Origin of the sequence: Ellagibacter sp. (assembly GCF_048412355.1) — a bacterium.
Lineage (GTDB): Bacteria > Actinomycetota > Coriobacteriia > Coriobacteriales > Eggerthellaceae > Ellagibacter.
In genome coordinates, this window is the sequence record NZ_DBFSAP010000024.1 from 23,551 (window position 1) to 43,654 (window position 20,104).

Annotated in this window: 18 protein-coding genes; 4 read left to right on the forward strand and 14 right to left on the reverse strand. The window is 61.9% G+C overall.

All coding sequences use genetic code 11. The features are described 5' to 3' along the window. Positions 1–324: 324 nt before the first annotated feature. Positions 325–1,254 (reverse strand): LysR family transcriptional regulator, encoded by a 930-nt coding sequence (locus ACMRQN_RS03625; protein WP_418733861.1) that lies wholly within the window; start codon positions 1,252–1,254, stop codon positions 325–327. 290 nt (positions 1,255–1,544) lie between these two features. Here ACMRQN_RS03625 and ACMRQN_RS03630 point away from each other — a divergent pair, with 290 nt between their 5' ends. Continuing rightward, complete coding sequence (locus tag ACMRQN_RS03630; RefSeq protein ID WP_329980300.1) at positions 1,545–2,081, forward strand: gamma carbonic anhydrase family protein; 537 nt, start codon at positions 1,545–1,547, stop codon at positions 2,079–2,081. Positions 2,082–2,383: 302 nt separating this feature from the next. Here ACMRQN_RS03630 and ACMRQN_RS03635 read toward each other — a convergent pair whose 3' ends face one another. From ACMRQN_RS03635 to trxA, 9 genes are all read right to left on the reverse strand, one after another. Next, on the reverse strand, positions 2,384–3,367 hold the full coding sequence (locus ACMRQN_RS03635) for a 2-hydroxyacid dehydrogenase (protein WP_418733862.1): 984 nt from the start codon (positions 3,365–3,367) through the stop codon (positions 2,384–2,386). Between the two features lie 32 nt (positions 3,368–3,399). Then, positions 3,400–4,986 carry an SLC13 family permease gene (locus ACMRQN_RS03640; RefSeq protein WP_418733863.1) on the reverse strand — a complete coding sequence of 529 codons (1,587 nt, stop codon included), beginning with the start codon at positions 4,984–4,986 and terminating at the stop codon, positions 3,400–3,402. Positions 4,987–5,114: 128 nt separating this feature from the next. Beyond that, positions 5,115–5,954 (reverse strand): purine-nucleoside phosphorylase, encoded by an 840-nt coding sequence (locus ACMRQN_RS03645; protein ID WP_418733864.1) that lies wholly within the window; start codon positions 5,952–5,954, stop codon positions 5,115–5,117. Between the two features lie 87 nt (positions 5,955–6,041). Then, positions 6,042–7,100: a N5-glutamine methyltransferase family protein gene (locus tag ACMRQN_RS03650; RefSeq protein ID WP_418733865.1), complete on the reverse strand. Its 1,059-nt coding sequence runs from the start codon at positions 7,098–7,100 to the stop codon at positions 6,042–6,044. A gap of 187 nt (positions 7,101–7,287) precedes the next feature. Beyond that, entirely contained in the window at positions 7,288–8,361 is a 1,074-nt protein-coding gene (gene prfA, locus ACMRQN_RS03655) for a peptide chain release factor 1 (protein ID WP_246155790.1), read from the reverse strand. Positions 8,362–8,521: 160 nt separating this feature from the next. Further along, positions 8,522–9,133, reverse strand: coding sequence for an S-layer homology domain-containing protein (locus tag ACMRQN_RS03660; protein WP_418733866.1), 612 nt, complete (start codon positions 9,131–9,133; stop codon positions 8,522–8,524). Positions 9,134–9,169: 36 nt separating this feature from the next. Further along, on the reverse strand, positions 9,170–9,811 hold the full coding sequence (locus ACMRQN_RS03665; protein ID WP_418733867.1) for a CAP domain-containing protein: 642 nt from the start codon (positions 9,809–9,811) through the stop codon (positions 9,170–9,172). A gap of 141 nt (positions 9,812–9,952) precedes the next feature. Continuing rightward, positions 9,953–10,882 carry a thioredoxin-disulfide reductase gene (gene trxB, locus ACMRQN_RS03670; RefSeq protein WP_418733868.1) on the reverse strand — a complete coding sequence of 310 codons (930 nt, stop codon included), beginning with the start codon at positions 10,880–10,882 and terminating at the stop codon, positions 9,953–9,955. A gap of 123 nt (positions 10,883–11,005) precedes the next feature. Continuing rightward, a complete protein-coding gene (gene trxA, locus ACMRQN_RS03675) occupies positions 11,006–11,314 on the reverse strand; it encodes a thioredoxin (protein WP_297151886.1) in 309 nt (102 codons plus the stop codon). Positions 11,315–11,578: 264 nt separating this feature from the next. Between trxA and ACMRQN_RS03680 the strand changes: the two genes are divergently transcribed. Together ACMRQN_RS03680 and ACMRQN_RS03685 are read left to right on the forward strand one after the other, a co-directional pair. Beyond that, positions 11,579–12,460 carry a patatin-like phospholipase family protein gene (locus ACMRQN_RS03680; protein ID WP_418733891.1) on the forward strand — a complete coding sequence of 294 codons (882 nt, stop codon included), beginning with the start codon at positions 11,579–11,581 and terminating at the stop codon, positions 12,458–12,460. Positions 12,461–12,492: 32 nt separating this feature from the next. Continuing rightward, positions 12,493–14,094 (forward strand): cation:proton antiporter, encoded by a 1,602-nt coding sequence (locus ACMRQN_RS03685; protein WP_418733869.1) that lies wholly within the window; start codon positions 12,493–12,495, stop codon positions 14,092–14,094. Positions 14,095–14,276: 182 nt separating this feature from the next. Here the strand turns inward: ACMRQN_RS03685 and panF are convergent, their stop codons facing one another. The 4 genes from panF to thrS all read right to left on the reverse strand — a co-directional run bounded on the left by panF (position 14,277) and on the right by thrS (position 19,005). Continuing rightward, positions 14,277–15,767: a sodium/pantothenate symporter gene (gene panF / locus ACMRQN_RS03690; RefSeq protein ID WP_418733870.1), complete on the reverse strand. Its 1,491-nt coding sequence runs from the start codon at positions 15,765–15,767 to the stop codon at positions 14,277–14,279. Further along, a complete protein-coding gene (locus ACMRQN_RS03695; protein ID WP_418733871.1) occupies positions 15,760–16,074 on the reverse strand; it encodes a YhdT family protein in 315 nt (104 codons plus the stop codon). The genes panF and ACMRQN_RS03695 overlap by 8 nt, the downstream gene beginning before the upstream one ends. Before the next feature lie 83 nt (positions 16,075–16,157). Then, positions 16,158–16,991 carry a tRNA (guanine(46)-N(7))-methyltransferase TrmB gene (gene trmB, locus ACMRQN_RS03700; RefSeq protein WP_418733872.1) on the reverse strand — a complete coding sequence of 278 codons (834 nt, stop codon included), beginning with the start codon at positions 16,989–16,991 and terminating at the stop codon, positions 16,158–16,160. Between the two features lie 121 nt (positions 16,992–17,112). Next, positions 17,113–19,005: a threonine--tRNA ligase gene (gene thrS, locus ACMRQN_RS03705; RefSeq protein ID WP_418733873.1), complete on the reverse strand. Its 1,893-nt coding sequence runs from the start codon at positions 19,003–19,005 to the stop codon at positions 17,113–17,115. 198 nt (positions 19,006–19,203) lie between these two features. Here thrS and ACMRQN_RS03710 point away from each other — a divergent pair, with 198 nt between their 5' ends. Next, the gene (locus ACMRQN_RS03710; RefSeq protein ID WP_418733874.1) at positions 19,204–20,067 is read left to right on the forward strand and encodes an SDR family oxidoreductase; all 864 of its coding nucleotides are present in this window, start codon (positions 19,204–19,206) and stop codon (positions 20,065–20,067) included. Positions 20,068–20,104 lie beyond the last annotated feature (37 nt).

Sequence of the window (20,104 nt, forward strand, 5' to 3'; positions counted from 1 at the left end):
TCGTCTTATAAGCCGTCGGCCAATTGAAACGGGCCCCGCCAACGGCTTGTATTCGGCGTTGAATGGAAGGATAGGGAGCGCAAACGGCGCTGAAAAGAGGCTTCGAGGATTTCGCTGTCGGAGTCGCTTACCGCTGCCGTAAAGGTTTTCTTGCATGGAAAGAACCGTTTACGGCGGTCGAAAAGCGTGCTTTGCAGCGAGAAAAAGTTAACTTCAGTAATTTGAGTGTGCGACTATAAAGATAATGCTCCCGATTGGGAGCATTATCAGATCGAGCCATCATGCAGATAAGAGGAGCGGAGCAACGCGGCGACGCATCATCCCCTACTGTTTGTCGTCGGAGCAGAAATACCCATCGGGGATGTTGTTGCGAACGAAGTCCATGAACTCGAGCGCAAGCGGCGAGATGGCGCGCTCGGCGTTCCAGGCAAGATCGATGGGATAGCGCATGGGGTCGGTGTCCACTTCGAACCAGATGATGTTCGGGTCGTTGCGATAGCGCCGCGCGATGCAGCGGGGGACCGACGCCCACCCCAAACCTGCGCGGACCCCGTTCATCATAGCCTCGTGGGTGTCGAACCGGGCAACCATGTTGTGGTCGCGAAGCGAGAGGCCGTAACGGTCGCGGAAGTGGCGGTTGCCCACCATATGGCGCCCCGAGTACCATTCGTAGATGATCATGGGCCATTCGAGCAGCGTCTTGATCTTCACCGGTTGGGGCGTCGAATTGTACGGCGGCTTGTCGGGCGCGCAGAAGAGCAGCTGGGAGTACCCGAGCGTCTCCGTCGCAATCCCCTCCTCGACCGATTCGTTTTCCAGGATCGCGAAGTTGATGTCGCCGTCCTTGAGCTTCTTCAGCAGCCCAGGTTCGTAGCCCGCTTCCAGATGGACGAGCGCATCGGGGTGCAGGTCGTGGAACTTCTTCACGAGCGCCGGCAAAAGCGTAACGCCGTCGGCGAAGCTCATCCCGACCTCGATCGTCGAGTCGAAGTTCTCGTCGACCGCCGCGAGCTCTGCGGCGAGCAGGCTTTCGAGCGACGTCATCTTCCGCGCGAATTTCGTAACAATAACCCCGGCGGGCGTTGGCACCACGCCGGTCGACGTGCGCTCGTAGAGCTTCATCCCGAAGCGCGCCTCGATGTTCGCGATTTTTTGGGACAGTCCGGGGCGGGACATGTAAAGCCGCTCCGCCGCCTGCGACAAGCTTTTCGTCTCCGAAACGGTCACAAGCACTTCGATATCGTCAAGTTGCATGATTCCCCCTTCATCATCATCTCAGCAACTATCAAAGCATCGTCGTAAGCTCGACTTGACAGCCGAATCGCGCCTTCCTGGCAAATCCCCCTTTGCCGTAAAGAGGAGTTTACGACCCTCCTGTACGCTTTTGCAACGAAACCCGCAAAGCGACAGGGTATCTTCGCGTGATTCCACGAAGACGACAACCTATGAGCGCGATGGGGCGCGCTTCTTCGATTGCGTATAATGAAAAACGTAGCACCCCCCCCCGAACGTCAAGTTCGGCGCCTCAGAGAAAGCTTTTCGACATGGATTACCGCGCAGGATTGCACATCGACCCCAAAGCGCATATCGCGAAAAATGCGACCGTCGTCGGCGACGTGACGGTCGGGCCCGACGTCACTGTGCTCGAAGGTGCGACGATCCGCGGCGATTTCGACGGGAGCATCGAAATCGGAGCCGGTACGAACATCCAGGAGAACTGCTGCGTCCACGTGAACGCGGGAGAGGTGACACGCATCGGCGAGAACGTGACGGTTGGCCACGGCGCCATCATCCACGGCTGCGAAATCGGAGACGGATCGCTCATCGGAATGGGCGCGATCGTCATCGACCACGCCAAAGTAGGTGAACGATGCCTCGTGGGCGCGGGCTCGCTCGTGACGGGCACGGCCGACATCCCCGACGGGTGGATGGCGTTCGGCTCGCCCGCAAAGCCCATCCGCCCGCTTCGCGACGACGAGCTGGCCAGCCTTGTCGATGCCGCCGAGGAATACCGCGAGATAGGACGCGACATGGAAAGCCAAGGGTTCCTTCTGCCCGGAAGCGAATACAGCCCCATCTAAGTCGCGCTCGCAGAGGGCGACCGCGCAAGAACGCCAAGCGTCCCCCCTCACGCGAGTTCGAGAGAGGAAACGAAGCCTCCGGGGACAAAAAGACGCGATATGCGAGTCCTAATCGTCAAGTTGGACACTTGAAGCTGACGACTTTCAACAAAACCCCAGGTCGCGAAAACCGGCCAGCAGGCTAGACCTTGCGATTCTCGATTGCAGGCTCGCATATCGCGTCTTTTTGTCCACGACTTCCCGATTCCGCTGCAATTCGCAAGAGTCAACCCCAATAATGATCAGGAAAAGCCGAGGGGGCGCTAGCACACGCGGTTTACGAGGTCTTCCCCCGCCGCAACACGCGCGATGTTCTCCCAAATGCCCCGATGGGCGCGGTAGAACATGCCTTCCGCGACGCCGCCCACGTGCGGCGAAAACACCACGCGCCTCGACGCAACGGCAGAAAGGTTCACGAGAGGATTATCGCAGGTCACAGGCTCTGGCGAGAGCGTGTCGAGACCCGCCGCGGCGATGTTGCCCGCTTCGAGCGCCGCAACAAGCGCCTCCTGATCCACAATGTCGCCGCGCGCCGTGTTCACAAGCACGCCGTCGGGGCGCATCTTCGCGAGGAACTCCCCGTCGACCATACCGCGCGTCTCATCGGTCACGGGAACGTGCAGGCTCACGATGTCGCAGGCGGCAAGCAGGTCGTCAAGGCTTGCGAAGCGAACGCCCAGCTCGTTCTCGAGACCCTCGTCGAGCGGATGGTGCTTGTTGTAGAGCATCTTGCAGCCCCAGGGACGAAGGTAGCGAGCAGTCGCCTGACCAATCGCACCGAAGCCCACGAACCCGACTGTGCAATCTCCCAGCTCGCGGAAGCCCTCCACCATCATGCGCTCCTTAAGGGCGATTTGGCGACCCTCGCGAACCGCCCTGTCGCCTTCGAGCGCACGCCTTAAGCACATGAGCATGAGCATGACAGCCTGCTCAGCGACAGTCCCCGCGTTCACGCCCGCGCAATTGCACACGGCAATGCCCCGAGCGCGCGCCGCGTCCACATCGATCGCGTTGAACGCCACGCCCTCGGAATGGATGAGCTTGAGATTCGGCATGGCCGCGATAAGCTGCGCATCCACCGGGCTTATGGCATCGGCGACGATGACGGAGGCATCGGGTGCGAGGGCGAGCAGGTCATCGTTCGCGGTGCCCCGCTCGGCGCACACGAGTTCCACCTCGCGCGTAATCGGCAGGTCAGGCAGATATTTGTGCGTGCGCGCCTCGCTCCCAACGGTCAGAACCAACATGTAGGTCCCCTTTCGACTCTTGCGGCAAGCCGCTACAACAAGCCCATCCACTGCCAATATGGCACGGAGACCGCGAGCCCCACAAGGCAGGTCGCAAGATAGACCCCGCAGTACTTGGCAAGTTCTGAATGCTTCGCCATCTTACCATCGACCGCATAGAACGCGGCAAGGTAAATCGGGCTTTGATATTTCGCGAACCAAGCAATGACGAGCGCGTACGCCGAGAATCCGAGTACCCACGGGTTCACGCCCACACTCGCCGCCATCGGCACAAGGAACGCCATGAGCAGATTGAGGTACGCCACCTCGGAAACGATGAGGAACCGAAGCACCACCGTGATCACGCCGATTCCGAGCACGAGCAGATACGGATTGCCCGCAAGCGCCTGGAAGGCAGGGCCGCACGTCTGCATGACCCAATCGTTGAGCCCCGCCTCGGCGAACACCGAGCCCAGCCCGAGCGCAATGCCGATGAAGAGGAGCGACGTCCAGTTCACACCCGACTTGAATGCGGGGACGTCGATCACTTTCAGCACGAACATGGCGACGAGCGCCGCAAGGCCGACCGCCATGGCGGACACATGGTGGAACGGCTCGGTTGCCCATAAGACGACGGTGACGAGGATGATGCCGAGCATGCGCTTCTCCACCGCCGAAAGCGGTCCTAATCCATCGGGAATCGGCTGGTTGCCGCCCTCATCTATCCCTCCGCGCGAGGGTCCGACAACAGAGCCCTCTGCTTCATCCTGCCTGGAGTCGGCGCATTCGGCGGCGCCCACAAAGCGAGTTCCGCAGCGCAGCGAGGACTGTCTGAGCGACTGGGCGTTGCCGAATGCGCCGACGGTGCCAGAAGGAGAATCTTCGACAGCGTCGCAAGCAGATGCTTCCCCTCGCCCGTATATCCCCATGATCAAGAAGTAGTTCAGCACGAGCACGACCACCAGCCACGGCAGCGCCGCCACAAACCACGACGCCATATTAAACTGTTCCTGCACATCGGCAGGCAGAGTCGCCATGAGCGCATAACCCGTAATCGACGCAGACACGATCGTCGGCGCGACCGTGCGAATGCCCACGAGCATCGCCGCAAACAGCCCGGTCGCACGCTTGCCCTGACGCTCATAGCCCAGCTCGTCCCCGATATTCATGGCAAGCGGAGCGAGCATGGCGCCTTTGACGGCGAGGCTTGGAATCAAGGGGCCGAGAACGGTTCCCGCGACGAGTTGGGCGATGACTTGGCATCGAAAGGTACGCGGAAACTTGCGCACGATCGCCAAGGCGATGCGCTTCATAAGACCGCTCGTCTTCATGCCGACCCCGAGCGTAAAGGCCGAAAGCAGCAACCACCAGGTGGATGATGCGAACGTCGAGAACGTCGCGCCGACGGAGATGCCGGCGACCACGACAAAGAGCACCGCCATCACGACTGCAGTGACGAACTCGGGCAGAACGCCGGTAATCCACCACACGATAGCCATGATAAGGATGCCGAGCACCGCCGTTGCCTGATAGGACAGTCCCGGAATCGGGCAGGTCGCGATAAGGACTGCCGCCGCAAGCGCACCCGCCGCAGCACATCCCAGCTTGATCCTTCGCTTCGCTTCCTCTTTCACCAGCACACGCTTTCCCTCGCAATTGACGCGGTCAATCATACTCCCAAACGAAGGCGGCGACGCGATTCTCCTCGCGCCGCCGCTCGATTATCTTAATTCGGAACGCACCTTGGGAACACACCCTGGAAGGCGACTTAGAGCACAGCCTCCTCGACGATGCCCTCAATGAGCCGGCAGAACTTCGGTTCCGCCTCTTTGGCAACCTCGAAGACCTCGGTATCGCTCGGGGAAGATCCCTCCACGCCCGCTGCCATATTCGACACGAGCGAGATGCCGAGCACGCGCATGCCCACATGGCGAGCTGCGATGACCTCCTCGCACACGCTCATGGCAACCGTGTCGGCGCCCCATGCGCGGAATGCGCGAATCTCTGCGGGAGTCTCGAAGCTCGGCCCCAAAAGCCCCAGGTACACACCCTCCTGAACCGCGACGCCGCGCTCATCTGCGACCTTGCGGGCAACAGCGCGCAGCTCAGGGTCGTACGCGTCGGTCATCGAGAAGAAGCGGAACGCAATGCCGTCGGGCTCGATGCCCACAACGGGGTTGCGCCCAGTGAAGTTGATATGGTCACTCATGATGCAAAACTCGCCGGGGGCATAGGTCTCGTTGATGGCGCCCGCCGCGTTCGTCGTGATGAGCGCGCGCACGCCCAGAAGGTGCATAAGCCAGATGGGGAACGCGACCTCCTGCGGCGAATTCCCCTCGTATCCGTGCAGGCGACCCTGCATGGCGAGCACGCACTTCCCACCGAGCTCGCCGCACACGAAGCGGCCCTTGTGCCCCGTCGCCGTGCTGCGCTTCATATGGGGAATCTCGCCGAACGGGACGATGATGGCATCCTCAATCTGCTCGGCCAGGGGGCCGAGCCCCGATCCGAGCACAATGCCGACCGCGGGCTCGCGATCGCCGAGGCGCTCCCGCAGGACGCCAGCCGCTTCTTCGAGATTCGCTTTGAGCACGTTATCAGCAGACATGTACGCTCCTCACCATAGTAGACATAGTCGAATAGCGCTATTCTACCGCAAAGAGAGCGACCGCCGAAGCTCGTGTTGCGCGAGGTGCTAGCACTCCGGCTTTCGCGCCGTGAGAACGCGCGGCCTACCAGCGAGGTCGGCGACGATGCGCACATCGACGAAGCCCGCCGCGCGCGCAAGCGATGCCGCTTCGTCAAGGCAGGTCTCGTGCAGCTCGAACGCGCAGCCGCCGCCAGGGCGCAACGCCTGCCGGCACCATTCGATCTCGCGGCGGAACACATCGAGCCCATCAGCGCCCCCTTCAAGGGCAAGCGCGGGCTCGAAGGCCGCAACCTCCTGGGGGATTTCCGCCATGACGGCGGTGGGAACGTAAGGCGGATTGGAAACAACCAGGTGAAGCTTGCCAATCGCCGCCTCGGGAACGCCCGCCGCAAGGTCGCATTCGACGACGCGCACGCGGTCGGCAAGCCTGAGCGCATCCACGTTCTCGCCCGCAAGCGCAACGGCGTCAGGCGAGATGTCGGTGGCGATGACGCGGGTGTCGGAACGCTCGTAGGCGATCGAGCACGCGATGCAACCGCTCCCCGTGCACAAATCAGCCACGAATAGCGTTTCGGCAGCGGAATCGCCCGAGGTGTCCGCGCCGTCCGAAGCGAAGCCTTCCGCTTCACCAAGCGCATCAACTACCTGGGAAAATGCATTCGATCCGTCGCCCGCTTCCCCATCGGCTGCCTCCGCTGCACGCAGAAGATCGCCCTCCCAGGCACCGATTTGCGAGTCGCGCGCCACGCGGCGGCCAGCGGGAGGCAAAAGCGAGAGCGCCTCGCTCACAAGCACCTCGGTCTCAGGGCGTGGGATGAGCACGCCTGGGCGCACCTTCACCGCAATATGGCGGAACGCAACCTCGCCAGTGATGTATTGCAGCGGCTCGCCAGTCCCGCGGCGCGACACGTAACCGCGAAGGATGTCGCGCTCCTCCATCGAGAGGGGCCTATCGAAATTGACGTAGAGTTCCACGCGACGCAGCCCCGTGGCCTCGGCAAGAAGCCATTCCGCCGACAGACGCGGGTTCTCATCGCCCTTGCGCGCAAGATATCCCTGCGTCCACTCGAGCGCAGCTTTAATCGTCCACACGTCATCCGTCATCGGGAAACAACCCCTTCTCGCATCGCACTAGCTTGCAGTAAAACCAACAAGAAGGGCCCCTCCTTGAACTCGCAGGATGCAGGGGCAACGCGCACTCTTTTGGTACGCGAGCCCGCATCATCGTGCAAGCGCAAGGCAGAGACCCTTCGCAGCGTCACATTTCTCGTCGCACGTCAGAACAGCGAAACTAAACAGCTTCGGCAAGCTTGCGGGCGCGGTCTGCCGCCTGAAGTGCGGTGATAACATCGCCCAGCCCGTCGCCGTCGAGAACCGAGCTGTACGTGGAGTTGAAGCCAATGCGGTGGTCGGTCACGCGGTCCTGAGGAAGGTTGTAGGTGCGAATCTTCTCGGAGCGATCGCCCGAACCGATCTGCGCGAGGCGCTCGGCACCTTCGGCAGCCTGCTGCTCGGCAAGCATCTTCTCGTAGAGGCGCGCGCGAAGAACGGCCATCGCCGCAATCTTGTTCTGCAGCTGCGACTTCTGGTCCTGAGACTGCACGACAAGGCCGGTCGGCAGGTGCGTGATGCGCACGGCGGAGTCGGTCGTGTTGACGCACTGTCCGCCGGGGCCGCCGGCGCGGAACACGTCGATGCGCAGGTCGTTCTCATTGATGTCGACCTCAACCTCGTCGGCCTCGGGAAGCACGGCAACAGTCGCCGTGGACGTGTGGATACGACCCTGGCTTTCTGTCTTGGGCACGCGTTGCACGCGGTGCACGCCAGACTCGTACTTCATGACGGAGTACACCTTGTCGCCCTTCACCTTGAACTGGATTTCCTTGTACCCGCCTGCCTCGGACGGGGAAACGTCCATAAGCTCGATCTTCCACTTCTGGGAAGAGCAGAAGCGCTCATACATCTTGAACAGGTCGCCCGCGAAGATCGCCGCCTCGTCGCCGCCGGCAGCAGCGCGGATCTCCACGATGATGTCCTTCTCGTCGGCAGGGTCCGAGGGAATGAGCATGAACTTGATGTCCTCTTCGAGGGCAGGCATCTTCGATTCGGCCTCGGCGATGGTCTCCTGTGCGAACTCCTTCATGTCGGGATCGGCGAGCATCTCTTTGGCGTCGTCGATGTCGCTGCAGCATGCGAGGTACTCGCGCGCCTTCGCGGTGAGCGGGCCTTGGTTCGCGTATTCCTTGGCGAGGTGATTGTATGCCTTTTGATCGGCGAGAACTGCAGGGTCGCTCATCTTCGCCTGGAGCTCCTCGTAGGCGGAAATGATCTTCTCAAGCTTCTCGCGCATGTCGTTATCTTGCATTGCGTGCGTTCCTTTATGCGAATTGCGTTATCCGTAGCTGAACAATGATACCAAAAGGGCGCCCCTCGCGTGAGAGACGCCCTGAGACCTTCGCAGGAAATACGCTCATGTCGGCGAAATGCCAGCGAAAGCGATAATCTTGCAGGCTGGAAGCTTCGTTTTACTGCAACACGTCACGCTCAAGCGTTGCAGTCATCTTGCCAACGGCGGAGCGCCAGGCCGAACCCTGCGGGTCAAGGTAACGCGTGCCGTCGACATTCTTGCCATCCATGACGCCCGCATCGAGCGCCCAGGCCAAGCTGGCGCGCGCCCAGGGGCTCACAGACGAAGCGTCGGGCATGGAAGCAAGCTTCGAGCCGTCGCTCGACAAATTGACCCCGTAGAGAATGTTCGCGTACTTAGCGATCATCACCGCGAACTGCTCGCGCGTGACGTAGTCTTCGGGGCCGAACAGATTGAGCGGAGTGCCGTCAACGGGGTCAGTGTAGCCGCCGATGATTCCCGCCGCGCGGGCCCAGTTGATTGCATCCGAATAGTACGAGTCACTAGGCACGTCGTAGAACTGCTCCACCGAAACTTGCGGCTTGCCCGCCATGCGCCACAGGATCATCGCGACGTCGCCGCGCTTGATCGAGTCGTAGACACCCAGTCGGTGAGTGCCGTCGTTGTAGCCCGTGATGAGGCCGTTGTTGAGCATGTACACCATGGTGTCGGCATACCACTCGCCCGCCTCGAAATCGGGGAAGAAGAGGCCGAGGTTGCACTGGCCCATTTCGATATTGACGTAGTAGGTTCCGTTTACGGCAGCCTACTCGGTGGTCTCGAACGGTTGATAGCCGAAGACCTCGACCCAATAGCCATCGAAGCACGCAACGCCGACCGTGTTGAAGTCCTCGTTGATCATGTTCGCATAGTGGCCGGGAGAGTTTGTCCACCAATCGTTAGCTTCCGCTACGTCGTACGTTGTCCCAAGAATGTTCTCGCCGAGCGCGTAGTAGGAGTTGCTCAGCATGACATCATCAACCACAGTGAAGCAATCCTCGCCACTCGGACGCGTATGGCTGAAGAAGGGGCCGTAAATTCCACTGATCGAAATCTCGGCGGCACGCTGCATCGCGCAGACCTCGAGCTCGTAGCTCCACGTCAGAGGGGCCGCGCCCACTGCGCTGCGGGCCTCGTTGATATAATCGAGCATGTTGCGGGCAGTGTCCTGATAGAACGTGCCCTGCGTGACGAAGGTGACCGTCGGCTTGTCCACGCGGCCGTAAACGCTCTCGGGAGCGATGCCCCCATCGGAGCAGTCCCAGGTGGCAACCTGGCCCGCCTGAAGCGCCCCATTCGCAGCGGGTTCCGCGTTGATAGTGCCATCAGCCCAGGCCACAGCAGGAATCGTACTGAGTAGTGCGAACATCGCAAATGCGACGATGCCCTTTCGAAGCGAACGCATCATCTCTCTCCTCGTTATCGCAAGCTTATACGCCTCCGACACTATACCCCAATACGGGCCCTATTGAAACGACGCCTTATTTGCGTCAAACCTGATTTTACCTTCGATTTTACAAACGGCCTCGCTCGCACTCTCGCACACCCGTTACCGCGAGGCGACGTATGCGGCGGCGCTCTCGGCGGCTATCGCCCCGTCGGAGACGGCCGTCACCACCTGGCGCAAGCCCTTCGCGCGCACATCGCCCGCTGTGAACACGCCGGGCACACTCGTAGCGCCCGACTCATCGGCCACGATGTAGCCGCCCTCGTCAACAGAAAGCGCGCCCTCGAGAAAATCGGTATTGGGAATCGTCCCGATTGCGACGAACAGCCCTTCGGCAGGAAGCATCCTCCGCGCTCCGGTTGCCACATCCTCGACCTCCACGGCGGAAAGACGCCCCTCTTCCGAGCGCAGATCGGCAATGCGCGAGTTCCACACGAACTCAACGTTGGGAAGCGAGGAGAGGCGCTCGCGGTCGACCGCCGAGGCGCGCAGCGTGTCGCGGCGATGGATGAGGTAGACGCGCTCGCAGATGCGCGCGAGGTACTTCGCGTCCGCTGCGGCAGTGTTCCCGCCGCCGAGCACGCACACGCTTTTCCCGCGAAAGAAGTTGCCATCGCAGGTCGCGCAATACGACACGCCGCGTCCTGCGAGCTCGTCTTCCCCCGCAAGGCCCATCTTGCGCGGCCGCGCGCCCGTCGCCACGATGACGCTTCTCGCCTTATGCTGGCCGAAAGGCGTCGTGAGCGTCTTCACCTCGCCCGAAAAGTCGACCGCCGTCACTTCCTCGCTCACGATAACAGCCCCGAAGTGCTCCGCCTGCTCCTTCATCGCCCAAGCGAGCTCGAAGCCGTCGGCGCCTTCTGCAAAGCCCGGGTAGTTTTCCACCCGCTCGGTTTGAGCAAGCTGCCCACCAGGGGAAATCCTCTCGTAGATGGCGACTGAAAGCCCCGCGCGCGCCGCATAGAGCCCTGCCGTGAGCCCAGCGGGGCCCGCGCCGATCACCGCCACGTCGAGCACGTCGTTTTCGTTCATGGCATTTCCGCCTTTCACCCGATTGCATCCCGTTCTCACAGAGTATACCCTCGAAACGCAAAAAGGCGCTGCAAGGCGAACGTCGCCCCGCAGCGCCTTCCCATTGCGCTCGGATAATACAGTTTACGCGAACAGCGCGAGCACGTTCTGCTTCGGCTGCGCGCCCACCATCTGGCGCTTCGGCGCGCCACCCTCGAACAGAATCAGCGTCGGCACGCTCATCACGCCGTAGCGCTGCGCGATGTCGGGGCTTTGATCGATGTCGAGCTTGTACACCTTGGCCTCGCCGGCCTTCTCAGCGGCGACTTCCTCGACAACGGGGCCGAGCATGCGGCACGGGCCGCACCATGTCGCGAAAAAATCCACAAGAACGGGGACGTCGGATTTCAGAACCTTCTCATCGAAATCCGAAGAGGTTACCATTTCGCTCATGTTCCCTTCCTCCTGAACAAGTGATTTGAAACCAGGTTCCGCATCGGGCGTCAAACCCGACGCTTGCATCAACGTATTGTATCGCTTACCCGCGAAACGTAAACGAGGCGTTACTGGAACGGCATGAATCTGAACTATAATGGCACCCGAGAAGAGAAAGGGTGCCCCATGAGCGAGCCTACGGAAGACCAGCTTTCAAATTGCGCGACCAGCAGCGCAGATGAGAACAGGGAACCAGGCGAAGGCGGCAGCGAGCATGCCCGCATGCACAAGGCGCCCGCGTGGGAGGGTGTACCGCTTGCCCACGCGAACCTCGTGCTCGAAGGCGGGGCGATGCGCGGGCAGTTCACCGCGGGCGTGCTCGATTTCTTCATGGACCAAAAGCTTTTCTGCGAATACGTCGTCGGCGTGTCGGCGGGCGCGCTTTGCGGCGGGAACTACGTGGCGGGCGCGCCCGGCAGGTCAAGCCTGATCAACGTGAAGTATGCCGCCGACAACCGCTACCTGTCGATGCAGAGCTTCGTCCACACGGGAAACGCCTACGGCCGCGAGTTCGCCTTCCACGAGATTCCCGACGTGCTCGACCCGTTCGACTACGAGGCGTTTCGCCGCTCGCCCATCCGATTCGAAGCCGTGTCGACCAACCTCGAAACCGGCGAGGCCGACTACCATAAGGTGCGCGACTACCACGATGACCTGCCCTATCTCATCGCGTCGTCATCGATGCCGCTCGTGAGCCAGATCGTCGAGGCAGACGGCAAGCTGCTTCTCGACGGCGGCACCTCCGACAGCGTGCCGCTTCTCCACTCGATGCTCACCGGCGCAAGCAAGCACATCGTCGTGCTCACCCAAGCCGCTAGCTACGAGAAGAAGCCGAACAAGCTCATGGCGCTCATGCGTCAGCGTTATGCCGACTACCCGTACTATATTGATCGCCTGCAGTATCGCCACTACGAGTACAACCGCCTTTACCGCTGGATCGAGCGCGAACAAGCAGCGGGGCGCATCTTCGTGATCCGCCCGCCCGAGCCTGTCACCGTGTCCTCCATGGAGCACGACGCCGAGAAGCTGCTCGCGTTGTACGAGCAGGGGCTTGCCGAAGCGGCCCGGCTGTGGCCGAAACTGCAGGAGTACCTCGCAGACTAGCAGACCGCCGAACCGTCAGCAAAGAAGACCTCATGCCCACCGATTTCATATCGCTGTTCACCGCTGCACTCGTCGCCGCGACAGCCCCCATCATCGCCAAGCTCGTCCCGCGCGGACTCGTACCCGAAACCGTCATCCTCCTTTTGGCGGGCGCGCTATTAGGGCCCTACATGGCGGGGGTCATCGAGCTGACCGACTCAATCGACATGCTCTCCGAGCTTGGCCTTGCGTTTTTGTTCCTCCTTGCAGGCTATGAGATCAACCCGAAGAGCCTTTCGGGAAAACAGGGGAAGAAGGGGCTTGCCACCTGGTTTATCAGCATGGCGATCGCGCTTGTTCTCGTGCTTTTGTCGCCGAGCCTCTCCGTAAGCCACATCGACGGGCTCGCTGTGGCCATCGCGCTCACCACGACGGCGCTCGGCACGCTCATGCCGATCATCAAGGAGCGAGACCTCGAGGGGACCCCCGTCGGCGAGGGCATCCTGTCGTTTGGCACCTGGGGCGAGCTGTGCCCCGTGCTCGCCATGGCGCTCCTGCTCTCGTCGCGCAGCAAATGGCAGACGCTGCTCATCCTCGCGATCTTCGTCGCCATATGCGTGATCATGGCCATCGTGCCGGCAAAGGCGCGCCGCGGCGGGCACCGCATCCACCAGTTCCTCATGCACAAGCGCAACACCACCTCGCAAACGTTCGTGCGGGTGACCGTGGTGCTTTTGATCGGGCTCGTCACCGTATCGGCCGTGTTCAGCCTCGACATCGTGCTCGGCGCGTTCGCCGCCGGCTTCGTTTTGCGCTACATCATCCCCGAAGGCGACCATGAGCTCGAATCGAAGCTCGACGCGATCGGCTACGGGTTCCTCATCCCCGTGTTCTTCGTCGTCTCCGGCGCGAAGATCGACCTCGCCGGCGTGGGCGAGAACCCGCTCCTGCTCGTCTTGTTCATCTGCGCGCTGCTTTTGGTGCGAGCCGTGCCTATCGTCGTGGCGCTCTCGCTCGGCAAGGGCGAGGACAAGCTGTCCATGCACAACCGCATCACTGTGGCGCTCTACTGCACGACGGCGCTGCCGCTCATCGTCGCGGTGACGTCGGTGGCCGTGAAGGCGGGCGCGATGACCCAAGACGTCGCAGGCACGCTCGTCGCCGCAGGTGCCGTGACCGTTTTCCTCATGCCGTTTCTGGCATCGCTCACCTACCGCGTGATCGACGCGAAGCCGATTGTTGCGGTGCAGGAAATCGCCGCGCACCCGAGCGACATCCGCACGATTCTGCACGAGCACTTGGATATGGAGCGCATGATGGTGCGCCAGGAAGCTGCCGCACGCCTCGCCGTGCACGCAAGCGAATCGAAGGACGAGGATATCCCCTGGCAAGAAGCCGCTTTCGCCTTGCAGCGCAAGACCGAACGGAAGCGAGCGCTCGACGCGCTGCTCGACTCTGCGGCCCAGGACATCGCTGCGCACAAAGACGAAATCGAGCAGTACATCGAGGAAGGACCGCGCGGCGACATCGTCGAGAAAGCGGCGCAACAGCGCGAAGAACGCCGCAAGAGGCTCGCTCAGGCGGCAGTTCGCGAGCATCGGCGCCGACAAAGCGAAATTGGCCGCATGATGAACCGCGAAAAGAAGGAACGCTAACGAGGCCCGCGGCAAGCCGACGGGCGAAACGGCAGGAAACGCAGCAGCCGAGGTAGGAGAAGCCCAGTCGCGCGAAGCCGCCGCGGGAGAATCTCAGTCGCAGCTGGCCACAACGCACGAAGCCGGGTCGCACTCACGCGGCCCGGCTTCTTTATGCAACGGTTAGTTTCCTTCGCGATTTCCTATTCGGGAAAGAACACCTCGCGCATGCGCTTCTCCTCCGCCGCATCCCGTCGCCCGAGGAGGCTTCCCACTACCATGAGCACGCCCGCGACCGTGATGCCGATTACGATTTGATGCAGGCCCATCACCTTGAATCCGAGCGCCATGCACAAGCAGTACGAGGCGGTGCCGCCGATCATCGATAACAGCGCACCCCATTTCCCCGCGCGCTTCCAGAACAGACCGCACACGAGCACCCAGAAAAACGCCGTCTCAAGGCCGCCGAACGCGAACATGTTGATCTTCCAGATGACATCGGGCGGGACGATCGCTAGCACGAACACGATCGCTCCCACGCAGAGCGTGACAGCCTGGCTCGAACGCGCGATAGTGCGCTCGGTGGGCTTTTTACCAGCCGATTCGCAATGATGCAGGTAGACATCCTTGATAATCGCCGACGACGAAGCGATGAGCAGGGACGAAACCGTGGAAATCGACGCCGCAATCGGGCCTATGATAGCCACGCCGGCAAGCCAGGGTGGAAGCGTCTGCGCGATGGCCTGCGGGATGATGTTGTCGACGCTGCCGCCGTAGCTGGCGAGGTCGCCGGTGAGCACGCCTGCGGACAGCACGCCGAGGGAGGTCACGCCGATCATCATGAGGCCGATAATGACCGTACCCATGACCATCGCGCCGTGGAGCGCTTTGGTGTTCTTGAAGCCCATGCAGCGCACCGCCGATTGGGGCAGGACGAACGTGAAAATGCCCACAAGCAGCCACTGCGTGAAGTACAGCGACGCAGGCATGGAGCCGCCGCCGAAGGGCTCGAGCATCTCGGGGCGGTTTGCGCGGATGGTGTCCATGATGTTCTCGTAGCCGCCGCCAGCGGTGAGGATGCCCGCCGCGAGCACAAAGATGCCGATAAGCATAGCGACACCGCATATCGCGTCGGTCACCGCAACCCCGCGGAAGCCGCCGATGGTGGTGAACAGCACGACCGCGACGCCGAAGAGCACAAGACCCACCAAATACGAGTACCCGGTGACCGCCTCGAAGAGCTTCGCACCGCCCACGAACTGCGCGACCATCGTCGCCGCGAAGAAGAGCACGACCACGACCGCGCTCACGTTGGCGAGCGCGTTGGAGGAATAGCGCGCGCGGATGACGTCGATCACGGTGACGGCATCGAGCTTGCGCGAGACGAGCGCCATTTTCTTCCCCAGGATGCCGTAGAGCAGAACGAGGGCTGTGACCTGCACAACTGCCATGTAAACCCAGCCCCAGCCAACGAGCCACGCCTGCCCGGGGCCGCCCACGAACGAGCTCACCGAGCCGTAGGTTGCGATCGTCGTCATAGCGAGTACGAATCCGCCAAGGGCGCGATTACCGATGAAGTATTCCTTCACGAAACCGCCGCCGGCCACATGCGTGCGCCGGCGCACAACAAGGCTCACCGCAAGCGCAAGGATAAGGAATAAGACAAGGGGCACGAGTGCAACGAGGTTACTCATGGCGCGCAGCCTCCTCGCATGCCCCATCGGTGGCGGAGGCATCGGTCGAATCGTCGTCCAAGTCGAAATCGACGAAGACGCGACGGCTCAACACGACCGCGGCGACGATCGCGGCGATCCATGGCGCCACACACCCGCCGATGATCCAAAGCGGCGTGTGAAACACCTCGATATCCGTTCCGGCAAGCCCGAAGCCGCCGACAAGCCACACGATGATAATGCAGGCCAGCGCGATAACCGTCGCCCGCGCCTCCTTGTTCGCCTGCCGCATTTTGTCGCAATAGCCCCGCATTGATGGACTGCTCACGAAACGCCCCTTCCCAACCGGTGTCGTTTCCCCATGCTATCATCTGCCGCGCACAGGCGGGACGGGCAATTCTACCAACTCAGCTAAACGATGGGCGGGCGCCAGTCGGGCAGCCCCTTCTTGCGACGGTTCGCGTTGTAGCCGACGATGTTGTCGATCGAGCCCTGCATGCCGAAGGGGATGTAGTCGAGGTTCTCCAAATCCTCGGGAAGGTAGCTCACAAGCGAGAGCGGCGCGGTTTGCTCCGCATGCTCGGGGGCAGGCCCCGGCACCGCACAAAAACCCACGACCGGCGCGCCTTTCGCCACGAGCTTGCGCTCGTAGCCGCTCCACGGCTCATCGGGGAACATCCCGCGCACGTCGTCGGTTTCCCACTCGATCTTATAACCGGCCAGCTCGAGCTGCGTTAAAGAGAAGTCGCGAAACGGGGTGGAGTCGGTGCGCATGCGCACGGTGCCGCCCTCTTCAAGCACGCGGCGGTACTTCATCAGGCGATCGAGGTAGGTCAGGCGACGGGGCGCGCGCTTCTTCTTGGGAAACGGCGTCGGGAAGTTGATGAGGATGCTTGCAAGCTCCCCTTCGCCGAACAGCTCAAGAACGTCAGGGTCCTCATCGTGCAGGAAGACGACGTTTCCCGCGCCCGCCTCGCATGCCGCCTCGGCCGATCGCATGACGCAGATGGGGTCGACGTCGATGCCCACGAAAAGCGTCTCGGGGTCGGCCTCGGCACGCGCCACCGTGTACTCGCCCTTGCCGCACCCCAGATCGAGCACGACGCGGGAAAACGCCTCGTCATCGGGGCGCACTCCCCCTTCGGGCGCCCAGCGGCGCCACGCCCCCCGACGAGCGGAGGGCTCGAACTCGAGCGCCGCCTTCGCGCCCTCCATCCGCTTCTCGAGCGAAAACCCCTTATGCAAGCGACATGCCGCCGTGCGCATCTTCCAAGCCTCCAACCGAAATCAATAAAAACGGCGGGCGCCCATCGCAGGACAGCCCGCCGCAACAGCCAATCACAAGGTTATACCAGGTCACACGAGATTACGCGCGCGTGCGAATCTCCTCGCATACCTTCGCGCAGAAATCCTCGATCGTGGAGGGGTGCGTCTCGTTCGTGCGGTCGCGCACGGAGATGGTGCCCTCCTCGGCCTCCTTCTCGCCCACGATCACCATATAGGGCACGCGGTCGATGGAGCGCGCCTCGCGGATCTTGTAGCCGATCTTCTCGTCGCGGTTGTCCACCACGACGCGGATGCCGGACGCCTCGATCGCGTCGGCGACCTTGTGCGCGTAATCGCGGCTCTTCTCGGAAACGGGAAGCACCTTCACCTGCATCGGCGCGAGCCATACGGGGAACTTGCCCGCATAATGCTCGATCAGGATGCCGATGAAGCGCTCGACCGAGCCGTAGCACACGCGATGGAGCATGACCGGGCGCTTCTTCGAGCCGTCCGCGTCGGTGTATTCCAGATCGAAGTTCTGCGGCATCTGGAAGTCGAGCTGCACGGTGCCGCACTGCCAGGTGCGTCCGAGCGAGTCGGTCAGGTGGAAGTCGATCTTGGGGCCATAGAAGGCGCCATCGCCCTCGTTGACCTCGTATTCCATGCCGAGCTCTTCAAGCGCGGTCTTAAGGCCGGCCTCGGCTGCGGCCCAATCCTCGTCAGAGCCCATCGAATCCTCAGGACGCGTGGAAAGCTCGACGTGGTAGGTGAACCCGAACTGCTGGTACACCGAGTCGATGAGCTTGACGACGCCCACGATTTCCTCGGTCAGCTGGTCGGGGCGCACGAAAAGGTGCGCATCGTCCTGGTTGAAGCAGCGCACGCGGAACAGGCCGTGCAGCGCGCCCTTCATCTCGTGGCGGTGTACCAGTCCGATCTCGCCCGCACGAATAGGCAGGTCGCGATAGCTATGCGGCTTGGACGCGTACACGAGCACGCCGCCCGGGCAGTTCATCGGCTTCACGCAATACTCTTCTTCGTCGATGACCGTCGAGTACATGTTGTCCTTGTAGTGGTCCCAGTGGCCCGACGTCTGCCACAGCTGCTTGTTCATGATCATCGGCGTGGAGATTTCCACATAGCCGGCCTTTTTGTGGATCTCGCGCCAATAGTCGAGCAGCGTGTTCTTCAAGATCATGCCGTTGGGCAGGAAGAACGGGAAGCCCGGTGCCTCGTCGCGCATCATGAAGATGTCCATCTCGCGGCCAATGCGGCGATGGTCGCGCTTCTCGGCCTCTTCAAGGTTGTGCAGGTACTCTTCGAGCTCCGACTTCTTGAAGAAGGCCGTGCCGTAGAGACGCTGCAACTGCTCGCGCGTCGCGTCGCCGCGCCAATAGGCACCGGCGAGCTTCATCATCTTGAAGGCGCCGATCTTACCGGCGGAGGGAACGTGCGGACCGGCGCACAGGTCAACGAAGGACCCATGGCGGTAGATCGAGATTTCCTGGTCGGTCAAATCGTCGATGTGCTCGAGCTTGAAGCGCTGGTCAGCGAAGATTTTCTTTGCTTCGTCGATGCTCACGACCTCGCGCACGAAAGGCTCGTCTGCCTTGACGATTTCGGCCATCTTCTTCTCGATGGACCCGAAGTCGTCGGAGGAGATATTGTTAGGAAGCTCGAAATCGTAGAAGTAGCCGTCGTCGGTCGCAGGGCCGAAGGCGATCTGCGTGCCGGGATAGAGCTCCTGCACGGCTTCCGCCATGATGTGGGCACAGGAGTGGCGCATGATGTGGAGCGCCTCAGGGCTTTTCGCGGTGATGATCTCAACGGTTGCCCCATCCGTCACGGTTGCTGTGAGGTCGACCAGTGTGCCGTCAACCTTGCCAGCCAGCGCAGCCTTCGCAAGGCCCGCGCCGATGGAAGCCGCAACGTCGGCGACGGTCGCGCCGGCAGCGAGCTCTTTTACCGAGCCATCGGGTAGTGCAATATTCATGAGAGTCCTTCCCCATGTCAGGCGGCCATCCCGCCTGAACCGTTGATTTCCTCGCTTGCGCAATTCGATGCACAAGCCAAACAAACATGATAAGCGATGAAAACGCTTGCGCAACCGCAAGCACGAAACTTGCGTTAAGATAGTGCGGTTTCGGAAGACGAAACGAAAACGAACCGTACAACGAAGGAGCATCCGTCCATGAGCGTTGAGTCTCAGGCAACCGTATGGATCACCGGCGCCGCCGGGCGCATGGGCCGCACGATCAGCGCGCGACTCGACCACAACCGATATCGCGTCGTGACGACCGACAGGGAACTCGATATCGTCGATTTGCAACGAAGCCTCGCCTTCGCCGAGTCGGAGAGACCTTCTTTCGTAATCAACTGCGCCGCGCTCGCAAGCCGCACCGAGGCCGAGGCCAACCCGGACCGCGCCTACCAGGTGAACGCGCTCGGCGCGCGTAACCTCGCCATAGCGAGCGCCTCCGTGGGGGCAACGCTTGTGCATCTTTCGACCGACGACCTGTTCCCCGTCGCGTCCGAGCACCCCTTCAACGAGTTCGATCCGACCGACCCGCCGCATGTTTACGGCAAGTCAAAGCTTGCTGGCGAACGGTTCGTGTGCGAGCTCAACCGCCGCCACATCATCGTGCGCTCGTCGTGGGTCTACACCGCCGAACCCGACGACATCCTCCCTCGCGCATTGAAGGCGAGCCGCGAAGGTCGCACCGTGTACGTGCCCGCGAACCAGTTCGCGTGCCCCACCTCTGCCGACACGTTCGCGAAGGCCGTCGTGGCAGTTATGGAGTCCAACGAGTTCGGCACCTTCCATGCCGCCTGCACGGGCGTGACGAGCCGCTTCGAGTTCTTCGAACGCGCCTTCGAGCTTGTGGGAGAGCCGATCGGCAACCTGCGCGGAGCGAGCAAGCCCGAGCACGGCTACCGCATCGAACTCGATAACATGATGGCGCGCCTGACAGGCGTGTTCGAGATGCCCACCTGGGAAGACGACCTAGCAGCCTTCGTCGCATGCCACGATTTGACGGCAGGTGACGAGAAGTAGGTAGTTCGCCGGCTCCGCGCCGTAGATCTTTGACGTC

What these genes read in the sequence shown, in the direction of transcription:
- ACMRQN_RS03625 (WP_418733861.1), bottom strand. Translation starts at nt 1,254, where the DNA reads ATGCAACTTGACGATATCGAAGTGCTTGTGACCGTTTCGGAGACGAAA.
- ACMRQN_RS03630 (WP_329980300.1), top strand. Translation starts at nt 1,545, where the DNA reads ATGGATTACCGCGCAGGATTGCACATCGACCCCAAAGCGCATATCGCG.
- ACMRQN_RS03635 (WP_418733862.1), bottom strand. Translation starts at nt 3,367, where the DNA reads ATGTTGGTTCTGACCGTTGGGAGCGAGGCGCGCACGCACAAATATCTG.
- ACMRQN_RS03645 (WP_418733864.1), bottom strand. Translation starts at nt 5,954, where the DNA reads ATGTCTGCTGATAACGTGCTCAAAGCGAATCTCGAAGAAGCGGCTGGC.
- ACMRQN_RS03650 (WP_418733865.1), bottom strand. Translation starts at nt 7,100, where the DNA reads ATGACGGATGACGTGTGGACGATTAAAGCTGCGCTCGAGTGGACGCAG.
- prfA (WP_246155790.1), bottom strand. Translation starts at nt 8,361, where the DNA reads ATGCAAGATAACGACATGCGCGAGAAGCTTGAGAAGATCATTTCCGCC.
- ACMRQN_RS03660 (WP_418733866.1), bottom strand. Translation starts at nt 9,133, where the DNA reads ATGGGCCAGTGCAACCTCGGCCTCTTCTTCCCCGATTTCGAGGCGGGC.
- ACMRQN_RS03665 (WP_418733867.1), bottom strand. Translation starts at nt 9,811, where the DNA reads ATGATGCGTTCGCTTCGAAAGGGCATCGTCGCATTTGCGATGTTCGCA.
- trxB (WP_418733868.1), bottom strand. Translation starts at nt 10,882, where the DNA reads ATGAACGAAAACGACGTGCTCGACGTGGCGGTGATCGGCGCGGGCCCC.
- trxA (WP_297151886.1), bottom strand. Translation starts at nt 11,314, where the DNA reads ATGAGCGAAATGGTAACCTCTTCGGATTTCGATGAGAAGGTTCTGAAA.
- ACMRQN_RS03680 (WP_418733891.1), top strand. Translation starts at nt 11,579, where the DNA reads ATGCACAAGGCGCCCGCGTGGGAGGGTGTACCGCTTGCCCACGCGAAC.
- ACMRQN_RS03685 (WP_418733869.1), top strand. Translation starts at nt 12,493, where the DNA reads ATGCCCACCGATTTCATATCGCTGTTCACCGCTGCACTCGTCGCCGCG.
- panF (WP_418733870.1), bottom strand. Translation starts at nt 15,767, where the DNA reads ATGAGTAACCTCGTTGCACTCGTGCCCCTTGTCTTATTCCTTATCCTT.
- thrS (WP_418733873.1), bottom strand. Translation starts at nt 19,005, where the DNA reads ATGAATATTGCACTACCCGATGGCTCGGTAAAAGAGCTCGCTGCCGGC.
- ACMRQN_RS03710 (WP_418733874.1), top strand. Translation starts at nt 19,204, where the DNA reads ATGAGCGTTGAGTCTCAGGCAACCGTATGGATCACCGGCGCCGCCGGG.